The sequence below is a fragment of the Curtobacterium sp. APC 4022 genome (genome assembly GCF_030407555.1).
Lineage (GTDB): Bacteria > Actinomycetota > Actinomycetes > Actinomycetales > Microbacteriaceae > Curtobacterium.
Window position 1 is genome coordinate 1 of the sequence record NZ_JASDDD010000069.1, and the last position, 15697, is coordinate 15697.

A 15697-nucleotide genomic window follows, 5' to 3' on the forward strand; every position below is an offset into this window, starting at 1 on the left:
GGGGGTGACGACACAGGGCTCCGGTGACGCCCGGGGCGGAGGACCGTGTCGTCGAGAGGATCCTCGTCGGCGTCGCCCGGGTGCCGGAGCGACGCGCGCAGCACGGTGTCGTCGAGCTGGTCCTCGTCGTCCTGCACGTGCGGCTCCTTCCGTCGGCACCACAACCGTAGACGATGCGGTGCACCCGGTCTCATCCACGCCACACCGCTCGGACACCGAGGGTGCAGCTCCGCAGCACCAGTCGTGCGAGCGGGTCCTGGCTCCGCAGGTCGAGCGCGTAGCGCGCACGCGTCGCCGCGCGTGCCTCTGCATGGACCGCCCACGCGCACCAGGCCCCGAGCCCGAGCGCGCCGGCGACGCCGACCACCGACTGACCGGAACTCCGGTCCTGCGTCCAGAGGCGCCAGGCGTCCACGCACCGGTCCCCCGCTCGACGCACGCGTTCACGGTCCGGTTCCGGTCCGGCGCCGACGAGGGCCGGAGGCGTGGGCTCGGTGAACGGGTCGTGCCCCGTGATGCCGATCGGCTCGTCCGCCTGGGGATCGGCGAGGAAGGCGAGCAGCGCCAGCCTGGTCGACAGTGCCGCGCAGGCCGTCGTCAGCGCGATGCCGGCGGCAGCCGTCAGCGGTCCCGGCGCCACGAGCGCCCGGGCGCCGCTCGGCAGGGTGACCGCCGCAGCGATCTCGTGGCTGTACCGGACGAAGGTCGTGTCGCTCGTCGTGCCGGTCGTCGTGGCGTTCGCCGTGCCGGTCGCCGTGCCGTTCATCGTGGGCGCAGTGGTAGCTGTGGTCGTCGTGTCCGTGGTTCGCATGCCGACGATCCTGACGCGGGGCGAGCCTCCAGGACGGCCGCGACGACGCCCCGTGGACGAACGCACATCGCGACCGCCCTGTGGAGGGAGAGCCGTCAGACCGTGACGGGCTCGAGACTCTCGGCGACGAGGTCCCAGCCGCCGTCCACCGGCTCGACGACCACCCCGTGGACCGCAGCCCACTCACTGAGCTCGACCATCGTCGAGACCGCAGCGCCGGTCCGGCCGAGCAGCGACACCAGCCGCCCCTTGGCGGTCTTGTTCCAGTGGTTGAGTGCCTTCCGACGACCGTCGCCGGCGACGCTCACCACCCGCAGGGGAATGGCGTCCGGCACCGGGCCGAGCGCGCGGTACCCCTCGGAGCGGAGGTCGAGCACCAACCCCGGCGTACGGGTCGACAACGCCTTCGCGGCCGGAGTCGGCCAGAGCGACGCGAGTCGCAGCCCGGGCAGTCGCGAGTCGTGCGACAGCCGGTAGGCGGGGACCAGGTCGCCCGCGCCGACCGGACCGAACATCGCGGACTGCACCACGACGTGGTCGTCCCACCAGGAACGGGTCGCGGGGTCCGCGGCCAGCGCGTCCAACGGGTCGTAGAGCACGCCCGTGTACCGCTCGATCGCCGGCATCGTCGGACTGGTCTCGAGGACCAGGTTGCGGAGTCGTTCGGCGATCGACTTCGGTCCCAGCTTCAACGCCGTCCGGGCAGAGGACTCCTCGGAACTGACGGAGCGGGCCGCGGTGATCACCGCGGCCCGCTCTGTGGCCAGTTCCGGGAACGAGAGCGCACCCAGGTCGAGGGTGCGCTCCGTGTCCCCGCCCTCCCGCTTCGTCTCGGACGGCGGGAGGAGGACGGTCAGTCCGGTCAGGACGCCAGCGCGGCCTGCCGCGCCACGATCGTGACCGTGTCGTGCTCGACGGAGAGGAAGCCGTCCTCAGCGTCGACCGCGACGGTGGAGCCGTCGGCCCGCGTGATGCGGACCTGACCCTGCGCGAGGATCGCGAGCATCGGCTCGTGCCCCGCGAGGATGCCGATCTGGCCCTCCGTCGTGCGTGCGACGACCATGGTGGTGTCGCCCGACCAGACCTCGCGGTCAGCCGAGACGACACTCACGGTGAGACCCGCCATGTCAGCGGTTCTCCTTCTGGATCTGAGCCCACTTCTCTTCCACGTCGTTGATGCCACCGACGTTGAAGAACGCCTGGGTCGCGACGTGGTCGAACTCGCCGTCGGCGATGGCGCGGAAGGACTCGATCGTGTCCTTGAGGGGCACCGTGGAGCCCTCGACACCGGTGAACTTCTTCGCCATGTAGGTGTTCTGGGACAGGAACTGCTGGATGCGACGAGCGCGCTCCACCGTGATCTTGTCCTCTTCGGAGAGCTCGTCGACACCGAGGATGGCGATGATCTCCTGCAGTTCCTTGTTCTTCTGGAGGATCTGCTTGACGCGCGTGGCCGTCTCGTAGTGGTCGGCGCCCAGGTACCGGGGGTCCATGATCCGCGACGTGGAGGTCAGCGGGTCGATGGCCGGGTACAGACCCTGGGACGCGATCTCGCGGGAGAGCTCGGTCGTGGCGTCGAGGTGGGCGAACGTGGTCGCCGGAGCCGGGTCGGTGTAGTCGTCGGCCGGCACGTAGATCGCCTGCAGCGAGGTGATCGAGTGACCACGCGTCGAGGTGATGCGCTCCTGGAGCACACCCATCTCGTCGGCGAGGTTCGGCTGGTAACCCACCGCGGACGGCATGCGACCGAGCAGCGTGGAGACCTCGGAACCGGCCTGCGTGAAGCGGAAGATGTTGTCGATGAAGAGCAGGACGTCCTGCTTCTGCACGTCACGGAAGTACTCCGCCATCGTCAGCGCCGACAGGGCAACGCGGAGGCGCGTCCCCGGCGGCTCGTCCATCTGGCCGAACACGAGGGCCGTCTTGTCGAAGACCCCCGCCTCTTCCATCTCACCGATGAGGTCGTTGCCCTCACGGGTGCGCTCACCGACACCGGCGAACACCGACACACCGCCGTGGTCCTGCGCGACGCGCTGGATCATCTCCTGGATGAGGACGGTCTTGCCGACGCCCGCACCACCGAAGAGGCCGATCTTGCCACCCTGCACGTACGGGGTGAGGAGGTCGATCGACTTGATGCCGGTCTCGAACATCGAGGTCTTGGACTCGAGCTGGTCGAAGGCCGGGGCCTTGCGGTGGATCGGCCAGCGCTCGGTGATCTCGATCTTCTCGTCGGAGTTGAGCACGTTGCCGAGGACGTCGAAGACCTTGCCCTTGGTGACGTCGCCGACGGGGACCGAGATCGGGGCGCCCGAGTCACGGACTTCCTGACCACGGACGAGGCCGTCGGTCGGCTTCAGGGAGATCGCACGGACGAGGTCGTCGCCGAGGTGCTGGGCGACCTCGAGGCCGATCTCCTGCGACGAGTCACCGATTGTGATCGTCGTGAACAGGAGGTTGTACATCTCCGGGATCGCGTCATGCGGGAACTCGATGTCGACGACGGGACCCGTGACACGGGCGATCCGGCCGACACCGGGCGCCGACGACGTCTCGACCGCGGTGGTTGCGGTGTCGGTCATGGCTGGTGCCTTCCTGGGGTGGGTGTCTGTCCGCGCACGCGGCGGACTACTTCTTCTTCGACGAGAGGGCGTCGGCGCCGCCGACGATCTCGGAGATCTGCTGCGTGATCTCAGCCTGTCGCGCGTTGTTCGCGAGACGGGTGAAGTCACGGATCAGGGAGTCGGCGTTGTCGCTCGCCGCCTTCATGGCCTTCTGACGGGCGGCGTGCTCGGAAGCAGCCGACTGCAGCATGGCGTTGAAGATGCGGCTCTCGATGTAGACCGGCAGCAGCGAGTCGAGCACTGCATCGGCGTCCGGCTCGAACTCGTACAGCGGCAGCGGCTCGTCGCCCTGGGGCTCGTCCACCCCGTCCACGACCTCGAGCGGCAGCAGGCGGACGACCTGCGGCTCCTGCGTGGCGAGGCTGAGGAACCGGTTGAAGACGATGTGGATCTCGTCCACGCCGCCCTCTGCCGTGTCCTGCAGGAACTTCGCCACGACGGCGTCGCCGATCTCCTTGGCGGTCGAGAACTCCGGCTGGTCGGTGTTGCCGACCCACTGCTGCTCCGACGCACGCTCACGGAACGTGAAGTACCCGACGGACTTGCGCCCGACCAGGTAGTACACGATGTCCTTGCCCTCGCTGCGGAGCAGGGAGGCGAGCTCCTCGCCCTGCTTGAGGACGTTGGTGCTGAACGCGCCGTTGAGACCGCGGTCCGAGGTGAACAGCACCACGGCCGCGCGGGTCGACGTCGCCGGCTCGGTGGTCAGCACGTGGTCGACGTTCGAGAACGTCGCCACGGCCGACACGGCCCGGGTCACCGCACGGGAGTACGGACCGGACGCGGCCATGCGGGCTTGCGCCTTCTGGATCCGCGACGCCGAGATCAGCTCCATGGCGCGCGTGACCTTCTTCGTGGTCTTCGCGGACTTGATCCGCTGACGGTAGACCCGGACCTGCGCTGCCATCTAGCGACGACCCTTGACGATCTGCTCCTGGTCGACGTCCTCGGAGTCCGCGGCGTCGAACTGCTCCGAACCGAGCGTCTTGCCGTCGCTCGTCTGGAAGCTCTTCGTGAACTCGTCGATCTCCTTGGACATCGCCGCGACGGTGTCGTCGCTGAGCTGGTTCGTCTCGCGGAGGGTCGTGAGCACGTCGGAGTTGCGGCGCAGGTGGTCGAGCAGCTCGGACTCGAAGCGCAGCACGTCCGGCACGGGGACCGTGTCGAGCTTGCCGTTGGTACCGGCCCAGATCGAGACGACCTGCTCCTCCACCGGGTACGGCGAGTACTGCGGCTGCTTGAGCAGCTCGGTCAGACGCGCACCACGGTCGAGCTGACGACGCGACGCCTGGTCGAGGTCGGACGCGAACATCGCGAACGCCTCGAGCGAGCGGTACTGCGCCAGTTCGAGCTTCAGCGTGCCGGAGACCTTCTTGATCGACTTCACCTGGGCGTCACCACCGACGCGGGACACCGAGATGCCCACGTCGACGGCCGGACGCTGGTTCGCGTTGAAGAGGTCCGACTGCAGGAAGATCTGGCCGTCGGTGATCGAGATCACGTTGGTCGGGATGTACGCCGAGACGTCGTTCGCCTTGGTCTCGATGATCGGGAGGCCCGTCATCGATCCGGCGCCGAGCTCGTCGGACAGCTTCGCGCAACGCTCCAGCAGACGGGAGTGCAGGTAGAAGACGTCACCCGGGTAGGCCTCGCGTCCCGGCGGACGACGCAGGAGGAGCGACACCGCACGGTAGGCCTCGGCCTGCTTCGACAGGTCGTCGAAGATGATCAGGACGTGCTTGCCCTGGTACATCCAGTGCTGGCCGATGGCCGAACCGGTGTACGGGGCGAGGTACTTGAAGCCGGCCGGGTCGGAGGCGGGGGCCGCGACGATGGTCGTGTACTCCATCGCACCGGCGTCCTCGAGCGCGCCCTTGACGGAGGCGATCGTGGAGCCCTTCTGACCGATGGCGACGTAGATGCAGCGGACCTGCTTGTTCTCGTCGCCCGACTCCCAGTTGGCCTTCTGGTTGATGATCGTGTCGATCGCGATGGCCGTCTTGCCGGTCTGGCGGTCGCCGATGATCAGCTGACGCTGGCCGCGGCCGACGGGGATCATCGCGTCGATCGCCTTGATGCCGGTCTGCATCGGCTCGTGGACCGACTTGCGGGACATGACGCCCGGTGCCTGCAGCTCGAGGGCACGACGGCCCTCGGCTGCGATCTCACCGAGACCGTCGATCGGGGCGCCGAGCGGGTCGACGACCCGGCCGAGGAAGGCGTCGCCGACCGGGGCCGAGAGGACCTCGCCCGTCCGGGTGACTTCCTGGCCCTCTTCGACGCCGGAGAACTCGCCGAGCACGATGGCACCGATCGAGTCCTCGTCGAGGTTCTGGGCGAGGCCGAGCGTGCCGTCCGCGAAGCGGATCAGCTCGTTGGCCATGACGCCGGGGAGGCCTTCGACGTGGGCGATGCCGTCACCGGCGTCGGTGACGTGCCCGACCTCGGCCGTGGAGGCCTTCGTCGGCTCGTAGTTCGAGACGAAGTCCTTCAGGGCATCACGGATCTCATCGGGGCTGATGGTGATGTCTGCCATGGGATTTTCCTTGTTGGTTTCCGGGGCCCTTCGGCTCCGAGAGGGTGATGCTGCCGGGCGGGGCAGTTCCCGTTGTGGACTTGGAGGGACGAGTCCGACCGTACGCTCAGCCGGCGAGCTGCAGACGGAGGTCTGCGAGCCGCGTCGCGACGGTGCCGTCGATGACGTCGCCGCCGACCTGCACGCGGACCCCGCCGATGACCGAGGGGTCGACGACGCGGTTCACGGTGATGTCCCGTCCGTAGCGCTGCGCGATCCCGTGGGCGACACGAGCCGCCTGGTCGTCGGACAGCGGCGTCGCCGTGATGACCGTGGCGACGAGCTTGTCCGCCTGGTCTGCGACGATCCGGGAGGCGTCACGCACGATCTCGCCGATGCGGCGGCCACGGGGCTGCTGCACGAGGTTCGACACGATGGTGATCGTCTGCTGCGACACCTTGCCGGCCAGCAGGCGCTCCGCGAGGGAGCCCTTCTGGTCGGCGCTGCCGAGCTTGGTCCCGAGCGCGAGCTCGAGTCCGGCGTCCGAACGCACTGCGGTCTCGAAGGCGAACAGTTCGGCCTCGATCGAGGTCGACTGGTCGGCCGTGGCGGCCACGGCACGCACCGCTGCGTCCTCGATGCCGGCGAGCAGGTCACCCTGCGACGACCAGCGCGAGCCGGCGACGGCGGTCAGGACGGCGCGCGTGGCGTCGCTCTGTCCGGCGAAGACGCGGTCGATGAGGACCTTCTTGCCAGCGGTGTCGGCGGTCGGGTCGGCGAGCAGGTTGAGCAGCTGCGACGCCCGGGCGATCGCTCGCCCGGAGGCGAAGATCTCTGCGCCGACGCCCAGGTCGACGGCACCGCCGAGTTCGGCGAGCACCGCCCTGGTGGACGTCATCGCTTCGCGGGTGGCGCTGCGCATGCTCAGTGCTCCGTTCCGGCCGCCGTCTGGGCACCCTGCGACGACTCGAGGTCGGCGAGGAAGCGGTCGACGACGGCGGTCGCCTTGGCGTCGTCCTGGAGGGACTCGCCGATGACACCCGACGCGAGGCCGAGTGCGAGCGTGCCGACCTCGGAGCGGAGCGACTGGAGCGCGCTCTGGCGCTCTGCCTCGATCTGCGCCTGGGCGTTCGCGGTGATGCGTGCGGCGTCGGCGCTGGCCTGCTCGCGGACCTCGTTGCCGATCGAGGTGGCGTCGGCACGGGCCTGCTCACGGATGCGCGATGCCTCGGCACGCGCGTCAGCCAGCTGCTTGTTGTACTCGTCGAGCGCAGCAGCGGCCTGTTCCTGGGCGGCTTCGGCCTTCTTGATGCCGCCTTCGATGGCGTCGGTGCGCTCATCGAGCATCTTCGTGATGCGCGGCGTGACGACACGCCACATCACGATGAAGATGATGACGAAGGCAACCAGCGACCACACGATGTCGTACACCGGTGGGATCAGAGGATTGTGCGTTTCCTCCGCCGCGATGATGAGTGCAGTCTGCATCGAGGGGCCTTAGTTGGTGAAGATGAAGTACGTCGCGATGCCGATGAAGGCAAGGGCCTCGGTGAAGGCGATACCGATGTACATGAGGGTGGTGAGGCGACCCTGCAGTTCGGGCTGGCGGGCCACGGACTCGATGGTCTTGCCGACGACGATGCCGACGCCGATGGCCGGGCCGATCGCAGCGAGGCCGTAGCCAACCGTCGCGATGTTGCCGTTGATCTCCGCGAGAACGGTCGTTGCGTCCACGTGTTTTCCTTTCGAGGTGCGGGTCCGACGAGTGTCGGTCCCGTAGGGGGTCAGAAGGGTGTCAGTGCTCGTCAGCCAGCGCGAGCTGGATGTAGACGGCCGTCAGCAACATGAAGACGTACGCCTGGAGCAACCCGACGAGGACTTCGAAGAAGCTGAAGGCGATGCCGAACGCGAGCGTCCCGACACCGAACAACTTGAAGAGGCTCTCCGCGTCGAAGAAGAAGAACCACGTCGCCGAGAAGAACAGGACGAGGAGCAGGTGCCCCACGACCATGTTCATCAGCAGTCGCAGGGTCAGCGTGATCGGACGGAGCACGAAGGTGGAGACGAGCTCGATCGGCGTCACGATGATGTACAGCGGCCACGGCACCCCGGGCGGGAAGAGCGAGTTCCGGAGGAACGTGCCCGGGTGCTTGCGAAGGCCGGCGTAGATGAATGCGATGTAGGCGACGATCGCCAGGATCATAGGCATCGCGATGCGGCTGGTTCCGGCGATGTTCATGAACGGGACCAGGCCCGTGAGGTTCATGAACAGGACACCGAAGAAGATCGTCGCGAGGAGCGGCAGGAACCGCTTGCCGTCCTTCTCACCCAGGTTGTCGAAGGTGTTCCGACGGACGACGTCGAAGGCGTACTCGATGAATGCCTGTCCACGGTTGGGAACCAGCTTGAGCGCGCGCGTTCCGGCGAATGCGAAGACGAGGAGCACGGCCACCGCGAAGAAGCGGATGAGGACGATGCGGTCCATCTCGATCGGCGTGCCGGCGAAGAAGATCGGGTCCGGGAAGAACTCGTTGATCGACGGACCATGGAACTCGGCGGCCTTGCTGCTCCCCGCCGCGACGGGGTTACCCGCAGCGATGAGGGACAGGGGAAGAGCGTGGGATAGCAGCGCTGTCTCCTGTGTCGGGGCGCGCACGCATGGCACGCGGAGGTGGACTGATGTGGAGGCTTGCCCGTCCGAGCTCATGCTCCGGCAGCGGGCTCCAGAAGCCTATCAGGTGTGTGCGGCTTCTCGGGCTCTCAGGCAGCGGGGTCGCGATCCTCAGCGTCCGTCCGGTCTCCGGGCAGTTCGACGCCGATCGGGACCCGGGCGCGGGCGATCACGGTGACGTCGATCACGAGCGAACCGATGACCCCGATGATGATCGCGATCGCGAGCACCGGCGTGTTCACCCAGTCTCGGTCCTTCAACGCCACGAGCACGACGATGAACACCACGAACTTCACCAGGAAGGTCCCCATGATCGTGCCGAAGAAGGCCCCGGAGATCATCTGACCGCCCGAGAACCGGATCGCCAGAAGGACGCTGACCGCGGTGAGCCCGCAGAACACGACGCTCATCACGGCGCCGATCAGCCCGCCGGTCAGTCCGGGGCCACCGGCGACGAACCACCCGACGACACCCCCGACGACGGCGAGGGCTCCGGCGAGGACGGCACCCTGCAGCAGGATGCGCCGGAAGACCGGCCGGACGTGGTCGAGGCCGTTCGGGGTGGTCACGAGGGGTCTCCAGGGATTGGGCGGGACGGGTGGTTGGCGTGCGGGTCGCGGACGGCCGCGGCACGGTCGAGCGGGTCGAGGCTGGCGTCCACCGCTCCCCCACGACGGGCGGTCGTCTGCGCGGCGATCTCGACGCGCTTCCGGCCGAGCGGCGCGAACGTCGCGATGGCGCACACGGTGAACCCCACCGCCACGAAGGCAGTGACCCACCACCAGTTGACGAAGAGGAACAGCAGGCACCCGAAGGCGACCGTGGCCGTCCACGCGTAGAAGATGAGCACCGCGTGGAAGTGCGAGTGGCCCATGTCGAGCAGCCGGTGGTGCAGGTGCTTCCGGTCTGCCGAGAACGGCGACTTGCCGGCACTGACGCGGCGGACCACGGCGAGGGCGAAGTCCAGGATCGGCACGACCAGGATCGCGAACGGCAGCAGGATCGGGATGAACGCGGGCAGCAGGTCAGTCCGGGTGCGGACCGCAGCGGGGTCGATGTTGCCCGTGATCGACACCGCGCTGGTGGCCATGAGGAACCCGACGAGCAGCGCTCCGGCGTCCCCCATGAAGAGCTTGGCCGGGTGCCAGTTGAGCACCAGGAACCCCGCACAGGCGCCGACCAGCACCGCGGTCAGCAGCGACGGCAGGTTGAAGAAGAACTCGGTCTCGACGACCACGCGGTTGATGAAGAACGTGTAGAGGAAGAACACCCCGCCGGCGATGATCGCGACGCCGGCGACCAGACCGTCGAGTCCGTCGATGAAGTTCACCGCGTTCATCACCAGGACGACGGCGAGCACCGTGAAGATCAGGCTCATGTAGGACGAGCCGACGCCGAGCGTGTTGCCGATCGGCAGGGACACGATCGCGACGCCCTGCCACGCCAGGATCCCCGCCGCGATGATCTGGCCCGCGAGCTTCGTCATCCAGTCGAGGTCCCAGATGTCGTCTGCGACACCGAGCACCACGATGATCGTGGCCCCGGCCAACACCGCCAACACCCGCCCCGGTTCGGCGAAGACCAGCCGGAAGTAGTCCTGCCCGGCGATGGCGGGGAAGAGGAACCACGCGCAGAGCAGGGAGACGATCACGCCGAGGAACATCGCGATGCCGCCGAGCCGCGGCGTCGGGGTGCGGTGCACGTCCCGTTCGCGGACCTTCGGGTACCACTTGTACTTGACGCCGAGCTTCCAGACGACGCAGCTGACCAGGAAGCTCACGACCGCCGAGATGACGCCCGCGAGCAGGTAGAACTTCACCGCACGAGGTCGTCCCCGACGACCCGCCTGATCTCGTCGTCGGAGATCACACCGTGGCGCACGATCCGGAGGCCCTCACCAGCGGCGAGGCCCGTGGCGTCGACGATCGTGGAACCGGTCGAGGAGGCGGTGCCCTCGTGCGCGGGGATCGCTCCCCCGTCGAGGTACACCGCGATGCTGTCGCCGAGCATCCGTTCGGCGTCGTCGATGTCCATCGCGGCCGGGTCGCCGGTCGAGTTCGCGGACGACACCGCGAGCGGTCCGACTTCCTGCAGGAGTTCGAGGGCGATGCGCGAGTCCGGCATCCGGAGCGCCACCGTGCCGCGGGTCTCGCCGAGGTCCCAGTCGAGGGACGGCTGCGCGCGGAGGATCACCGTGAGCCCACCGGGCCAGAACTCGTCGACGAGGCGCCGGACCTGCTCGGGCACCTCGCTGGCGAGGGCGTCCATGGTCGCCACGCCCGGGATGAGCACGGGCGGCGGCGACTGCCGGGTCCGGCCCTTCGCATCGAGCAGGCGCTGCACGGCCTGCGCGCTGAACGCGTCCGCCGCGACGCCGTACACGGTGTCGGTGGGCACGACGACGAGTTCACCGCGACCGAGGGCGGCTCGGGCGAGCCGCATCCCGGTGAGGAGCCCGTCGGGGTCGGAGCAGTCGTATCGGGAAGCCATGACCTGCACGATGATAGTGCGCGAGGATGGTGCACATCGTGAACGAGACCGCTGCGCCCCCACTCCTGTTCCTCTTCGACATGGACGACGTGCTCGTCCGCTACGACTGGAAGACCCGCATGGCCGGGCTCTCCGAGCTGACGGGCCACGAGTTCACCGAGCTCCGTCGCCGCTGGTGGGACACGGGCAGCGAGCAGCTCGCCGAAGCGGGACACTTCGCCGACGGCGACGCGTACCTGGCCGCTTTCCAGGAGGCGATGGGCTGCACGGTCGACGAGGCCGAGTGGGCCCGCGTCCGTGGCGCCGCGATGACCGAGCTGCCCGACCGGGTCGAGGCGGTCCGGATCGCCAAGGAGCACGGCCGCGTGGCGCTCCTCACGAACAACGGCCCGCTGGCTGGTCGGTGGCTGCACGAGTGGGTGCCGTCACTGCCCCCGCTGTTCGGCGAGCACCTGGACACGTCCAGCAACTTCGGCGCCCGCAAGCCGGAGCCGGACGTCTTCCGTCGAGTGCTCGAACACCACGGCGTCCCCGCCGAGCGCACGTTCTTCGCCGACGACATGCCGGAGAACGTCGCTGGTGCCCGGAGTGTCGGCATCACGGCCGTCCTGGTCGAGCACGACACGGACCTCCGCGACGCCGTCCGCACGTTCATCGCCGCCCACGAGACAGCGTCGGTCCCGACCGACGCCTGACCGACTGCCGGGAGGCCCGCCCTCCGTCCGCCTAACGCGTGGCGGTGGTCGTCCGGTCGCGTCCGGTGAGGTCGACGTGCGTCTCCGGCGACCGGAACCCGCGAGCCGCGAGGACCGCACGCACCCCGGACCCCTGCTGCTCGGCGTGCTCGACGACGAGGAGTCCGCCGGGCACGAGCAGTCGCCACGCGGTCTCGGTGAGGGCCCGCACGGCGTCGAGGCCGTCGGGTCCGCCGTAGAGCGCGAGGGCCGGGTCGTGGTCGCGGACCTCGGGGTCGATCGGCAGTGCGTCGTCGGGCACGTACGGCGGGTTCGAGACGACGACCGACACCTGTCCGTCGAGCTCCGGGAACGCGTCGGCGAGGTCGCCCTCGACGAGTCGGACCGTGCCGCCGTGGGCGTCGACGTTGCGCCGGGTCCACGGCAGGGCCTCGGTGGAGCGTTCGACGGCGTACACGACGGCGTTCGGCACCTCGGTGTCCATCGCGATGGCGATCGCACCACTGCCGGTACCGAGGTCGACGGCGATCGGTTCCGGCACCGCGGTCGCCCGGAGCGCGTCGATGCCGAACTGCACGACGGACTCGGTCTCGGGACGCGGCACGAAGACGCCGGGTCCCACGGACAGGGTCAGGGCGCGGAAGTGAGCTTCACCGGTGACGTGCTGCAACGGCTCGCGGGTGACGCGCCGGGCCACCGCGTGCCGGAAGCGCTCGACGTGCTCGGCGCCGATCGCGCCTCCCGTCATCGCGCGGGCCTGCACGGCACCGCGCGAGGTGTCGGTCGCCCACGCGAGCAGCAGTTCCGCATCGACCTGCGGGGTCGGCACGCCGGCCGCGGACAACGCCGCGGCCGCCTCCCGGAGGAGACGGTCCGCGGCGTACGTCGGCTGCGGCTGGTCCACGCCGGTCAGGCGTCCTGGTCGCCGATGGCGGCCAGGCGTGCCTCTTCGTCCGCCGAGATCGCCGACTGGATGACCGGCTCGAGCGCGCCGTTCATGACGCGGTCGAGGTCGTAGGCCTTGTACCCGGTGCGGTGGTCCGCGATCCGGTTCTCCGGGAAGTTGTAGGTGCGGATGCGCTCCGACCGGTCCATCCCGCGGATCTGGGACTTGCGCGCGTCCGAGGCCAGGGCGTCGAGTTCCTCCTGCTGGCGCGCGAGGATGCGGGCACGCAGGACGCGCATCCCCGCTTCGCGGTTCTGCAGCTGTGACTTCTCGTTCTGCATCGCGACCGTGATGCCTGTCGGGAGGTGCGTGATGCGCACCGCGGAGTCCGTCGTGTTGACGGACTGCCCGCCGGGACCGGAGGACCGGTACACGTCGATCTTCAGGTCGTTCTGGTTGATCTCGACCTCTTCGGGCTCGTCGACCTCGGGGAAGACGAGCACGCCGGTGGTCGAGGTGTGGATGCGCCCCTGCGACTCGGTCTGCGGCACCCGCTGGACACGGTGCACACCGCCCTCGTACTTGAGGTGCGCCCACACGCCCTGTGACGGGTCGGTCGCGTTCGACTTGATCGCGACCTGGACGTCCTTGTAGCCGCCGAGGTCGGACTCGGTGCGCTCGAGGAGCTCGACCTTCCAGCCCTTGCCCTCGGCGTAGTGCGAGTACATCCGGAGCAGGTCGGCCGCGAACAGCGCCGATTCCTCGCCGCCCTCGCCGCCCTTGATCTCCATGATCACGTCACGGCCGTCGTCGGGGTCACGCGGGATGAGGAGCCGGCGGAGACGCTCCTGGCGCTCCGCCAGCTGCGCCTCGAGCCCGGGGACCTCGTCCGCGAACGCCTCGTCCTCACGCGCGAGTTCCCGGGCGGCGGCGAGGTCGTCCCCCGCCGCCTGCCAGGCCTCGTACGCCGCCTTGATCTGGCTGAGTTCGGCGTACCGCCGGTTGACCTTCTTCGCACGGGCCGCGTCGGCGTGGAGCGCGGGGTCCGACAGCTGCTGCGTCAGTTCCTCGTGTTCCGCCAGCAGCCCTGCCACCGACTCGAACACGCGTTACTCCTGGTGGCCGTTGCCGTGACCGCTGGTCGCCGGCACGGACTTCTGGATCTGGACCAGGAACTCCACGTTCGACTGCGTCTCCTTGAGGTTCCGCAGCACCACGTCGAGTGCCTGCTGGGTGTCGAGCCCGGCGAGGGCCCGACGCAGGCGCCACGTGATCGCGACCTCGTCGGCGGAGAGCAGCTGCTCCTCGCGACGGGTCCCGGAGGCGTTGATGTCGACGGCGGGGAAGATCCGCTTGTCGGCCAGGTGACGGTTGAGGCGGAGCTCCATGTTGCCGGTGCCCTTGAACTCCTCGAAGATCACCTCGTCCATCTTCGACCCGGTCTCGACGAGCGCCGTGGCGAGGATGGTCAGCGAGCCGCCGTTCTCGATGTTGCGGGCGGCGCCGAAGAAGCGCTTGACCGGGTAGAGCGCGGCCGAGTCCACGCCACCGGAGAGCACGCGGCCCGACGGCGGGGTGGCCAGGTTGTACGCGCGGCCGAGGCGGGTGATCGAGTCGAGCAGCACGACCACGTCGTGGCCCAGCTCGACCAGGCGCTTGGCGCGCTCGATGGCGAGCTCGGCGACCGTGGTGTGGTCCTCGGCGGGACGGTCGAAGGTCGAGGCGATGACCTCGCCCTGCACCGTGCGCTGCATGTCGGTGACCTCTTCGGGACGCTCGTCCACCAGGACGACCATGAGGTGCGCCTCGGGGTTGTTCTTCGAGACGGCGTTCGCGATGGCCTGCAGGACGACGGTCTTGCCGGCCTTCGGCGGGGAGACGATGAGACCGCGCTGGCCCTTGCCGATCGGCGACACCAGGTCGATGATCCGCGTCGACAGCTTCGCCGGCTCGGTCTCGAGGCGCAGGCGCTCGTTCGGGTACAGCGGGGTGAGGTCCTGGAAGTCGACGCGGGCGGCGGCCTCGTCGGCGGTCTGGCCGTTGACCGTGTCGATCTTCACCAGCGCGTTGTACTTCTGGCGGCTCTGCTGCTCGTTGTCACGCGGCTGCTTGATCGCACCGACGACGGCGTCGCCCTTGCGCAGGTGGTACTTCTTCACCTGGCCGAGCGAGACGTACACGTCCTCCGGTCCCGGCAGGTAACCGGTGGTGCGCACGAAGGCGTAGTTGTCGAGCACGTCGAGGATGCCGGCGATCGGGATGAGGACGTCGTCCTCGGTGACCTCGGGCTCGAACTCGTCGTTCTGGCCACCGCGACCGCGCTTGCGGTCACGCTGCCGGCGGGTGCGACCGTTCTCGGCCTCCTGCTCGGCGGCGCGCTGCTGCTCGCCACGCTGCTGGTCACGCTGGGCGTCCTGCTGCTTCTGCTCGCGCTGCGCGTCCTGCTGCTTCTGGTCGCGCTGCGCGTCGCGCTGGTCCTGCTGCTTCTGCTGACCGTTCTGCTGCTTGCCGTTCTGCTGCTGCGCCGGCTTCTGCTCGGGCTCGGCCTGCTGCTGCGCGGGCTTCTGCTCGCCCTGGTCGGCCTGGTCGGCGTTCTGCCCGCGGCCACGACCACGGCCGCGGCTGCGACGGCCACGACGGGCGCCGCCCTCGGACTGGTCGCCCTGGTCGGACTGGTCGTTCTGCTGGCCCTCGGTCGACTGGGTGTCGTCCTGCACGGCGTCCTGGTCGCCCTGCTCGACGGCGTCCGCGACCGGGACCTGGGTCTCGGCGGTGGCGCCGCGCGACTCCTGCGCGTCGGCCTGCTGCGCCTGACGGTCACGACCGCGTCCGCGACGCTGGCCGCTCTGGGCGGCTTCCTGGGCGTCCTTCTCGGCGCGGACCTGGTCGAGGCCGGCGAGGAGGTCCTCGGTGCCCGTGTGCCCGGCGTTGGTGTGCGTGACCGCAGCGGTCGGCTCGGCGGTGACCGTGCCTCCTGAGGTGACGCGACGGCTGCGACGACCGCG

The 15697-nt window shown here is 69.1% G+C and carries 17 protein-coding genes; 1 reads left to right on the top strand and 16 read right to left on the bottom strand.

Annotation, left to right across the window (positions count from 1 at the left end; all coding sequences use genetic code 11):
• Positions 1-190 precede the first annotated feature (190 nt).
• The 13 genes from QL987_RS15505 to QL987_RS15565 all read right to left on the bottom strand — a co-directional run bounded on the left by QL987_RS15505 (position 191) and on the right by QL987_RS15565 (position 11111).
• Positions 191-811 (bottom strand): hypothetical protein, encoded by a 621-nt coding sequence (locus QL987_RS15505; protein WP_290158515.1) that lies wholly within the window; start codon positions 809-811, stop codon positions 191-193.
• A gap of 95 nt (positions 812-906) precedes the next feature.
• On the bottom strand, positions 907-1677 hold the full coding sequence (gene yaaA, locus QL987_RS15510; protein WP_356842138.1) for a peroxide stress protein YaaA: 771 nt from the start codon (positions 1675-1677) through the stop codon (positions 907-909).
• Entirely contained in the window at positions 1674-1937 is a 264-nt protein-coding gene (locus QL987_RS15515) for a F0F1 ATP synthase subunit epsilon (protein WP_110902146.1), read from the bottom strand. The genes yaaA and QL987_RS15515 overlap by 4 nt, the downstream gene beginning before the upstream one ends.
• Position 1938: 1 nt before the next feature.
• Positions 1939-3393 carry a F0F1 ATP synthase subunit beta gene (gene atpD, locus QL987_RS15520; protein WP_111073617.1) on the bottom strand — a complete coding sequence of 485 codons (1455 nt, stop codon included), beginning with the start codon at positions 3391-3393 and terminating at the stop codon, positions 1939-1941.
• 46 nt (positions 3394-3439) lie between these two features.
• The gene (locus QL987_RS15525) at positions 3440-4342 is read right to left on the bottom strand and encodes a F0F1 ATP synthase subunit gamma (protein WP_111043790.1); all 903 of its coding nucleotides are present in this window, start codon (positions 4340-4342) and stop codon (positions 3440-3442) included.
• Positions 4343-5971: a F0F1 ATP synthase subunit alpha gene (gene atpA, locus QL987_RS15530; protein ID WP_111073618.1), complete on the bottom strand. Its 1629-nt coding sequence runs from the start codon at positions 5969-5971 to the stop codon at positions 4343-4345.
• A gap of 106 nt (positions 5972-6077) precedes the next feature.
• Complete coding sequence (locus QL987_RS15535) at positions 6078-6872, bottom strand: F0F1 ATP synthase subunit delta (RefSeq protein WP_111073619.1); 795 nt, start codon at positions 6870-6872, stop codon at positions 6078-6080.
• A gap of 2 nt (positions 6873-6874) precedes the next feature.
• The gene (locus QL987_RS15540; RefSeq protein ID WP_290158519.1) at positions 6875-7438 is read right to left on the bottom strand and encodes a F0F1 ATP synthase subunit B; all 564 of its coding nucleotides are present in this window, start codon (positions 7436-7438) and stop codon (positions 6875-6877) included.
• A gap of 9 nt (positions 7439-7447) precedes the next feature.
• Positions 7448-7684, bottom strand: a complete 237-nt coding sequence (gene atpE / locus QL987_RS15545; protein ID WP_027465781.1) for an ATP synthase F0 subunit C — start codon at positions 7682-7684, stop codon at positions 7448-7450.
• Positions 7685-7745: 61 nt separating this feature from the next.
• Positions 7746-8606: a F0F1 ATP synthase subunit A gene (gene atpB, locus QL987_RS15550; RefSeq protein WP_290158521.1), complete on the bottom strand. Its 861-nt coding sequence runs from the start codon at positions 8604-8606 to the stop codon at positions 7746-7748.
• Between the two features lie 104 nt (positions 8607-8710).
• Complete coding sequence (locus QL987_RS15555) at positions 8711-9190, bottom strand: hypothetical protein (RefSeq protein ID WP_290158522.1); 480 nt, start codon at positions 9188-9190, stop codon at positions 8711-8713.
• Positions 9187-10440, bottom strand: a complete 1254-nt coding sequence (locus QL987_RS15560; protein ID WP_111073621.1) for an MraY family glycosyltransferase — start codon at positions 10438-10440, stop codon at positions 9187-9189. Before QL987_RS15560 ends, QL987_RS15555 begins: the two co-directional genes overlap by 4 nt.
• Positions 10437-11111: an L-threonylcarbamoyladenylate synthase gene (locus QL987_RS15565; protein WP_111073721.1), complete on the bottom strand. Its 675-nt coding sequence runs from the start codon at positions 11109-11111 to the stop codon at positions 10437-10439. The genes QL987_RS15560 and QL987_RS15565 overlap by 4 nt, the downstream gene beginning before the upstream one ends.
• 26 nt (positions 11112-11137) lie before the next feature.
• Between QL987_RS15565 and QL987_RS15570 the strand changes: the two genes are divergently transcribed.
• The gene (locus QL987_RS15570) at positions 11138-11806 is read left to right on the top strand and encodes an HAD family phosphatase (RefSeq protein WP_290158525.1); all 669 of its coding nucleotides are present in this window, start codon (positions 11138-11140) and stop codon (positions 11804-11806) included.
• Between the two features lie 31 nt (positions 11807-11837).
• On the opposite strand, the gene prmC is transcribed toward QL987_RS15570, so the two are convergent.
• From prmC to rho, 3 genes are all read right to left on the bottom strand, one after another.
• Positions 11838-12710 carry a peptide chain release factor N(5)-glutamine methyltransferase gene (prmC, locus tag QL987_RS15575; RefSeq protein ID WP_290158526.1) on the bottom strand — a complete coding sequence of 291 codons (873 nt, stop codon included), beginning with the start codon at positions 12708-12710 and terminating at the stop codon, positions 11838-11840.
• Positions 12711-12715: 5 nt separating this feature from the next.
• Positions 12716-13798, bottom strand: a complete 1083-nt coding sequence (prfA, locus tag QL987_RS15580) for a peptide chain release factor 1 (protein WP_290158527.1) — start codon at positions 13796-13798, stop codon at positions 12716-12718.
• 3 nt (positions 13799-13801) lie between these two features.
• A partial coding sequence (gene rho / locus QL987_RS15585; protein ID WP_290158529.1) for a transcription termination factor Rho occupies positions 13802-15697 on the bottom strand: 1896 nt, incomplete at its 5' end.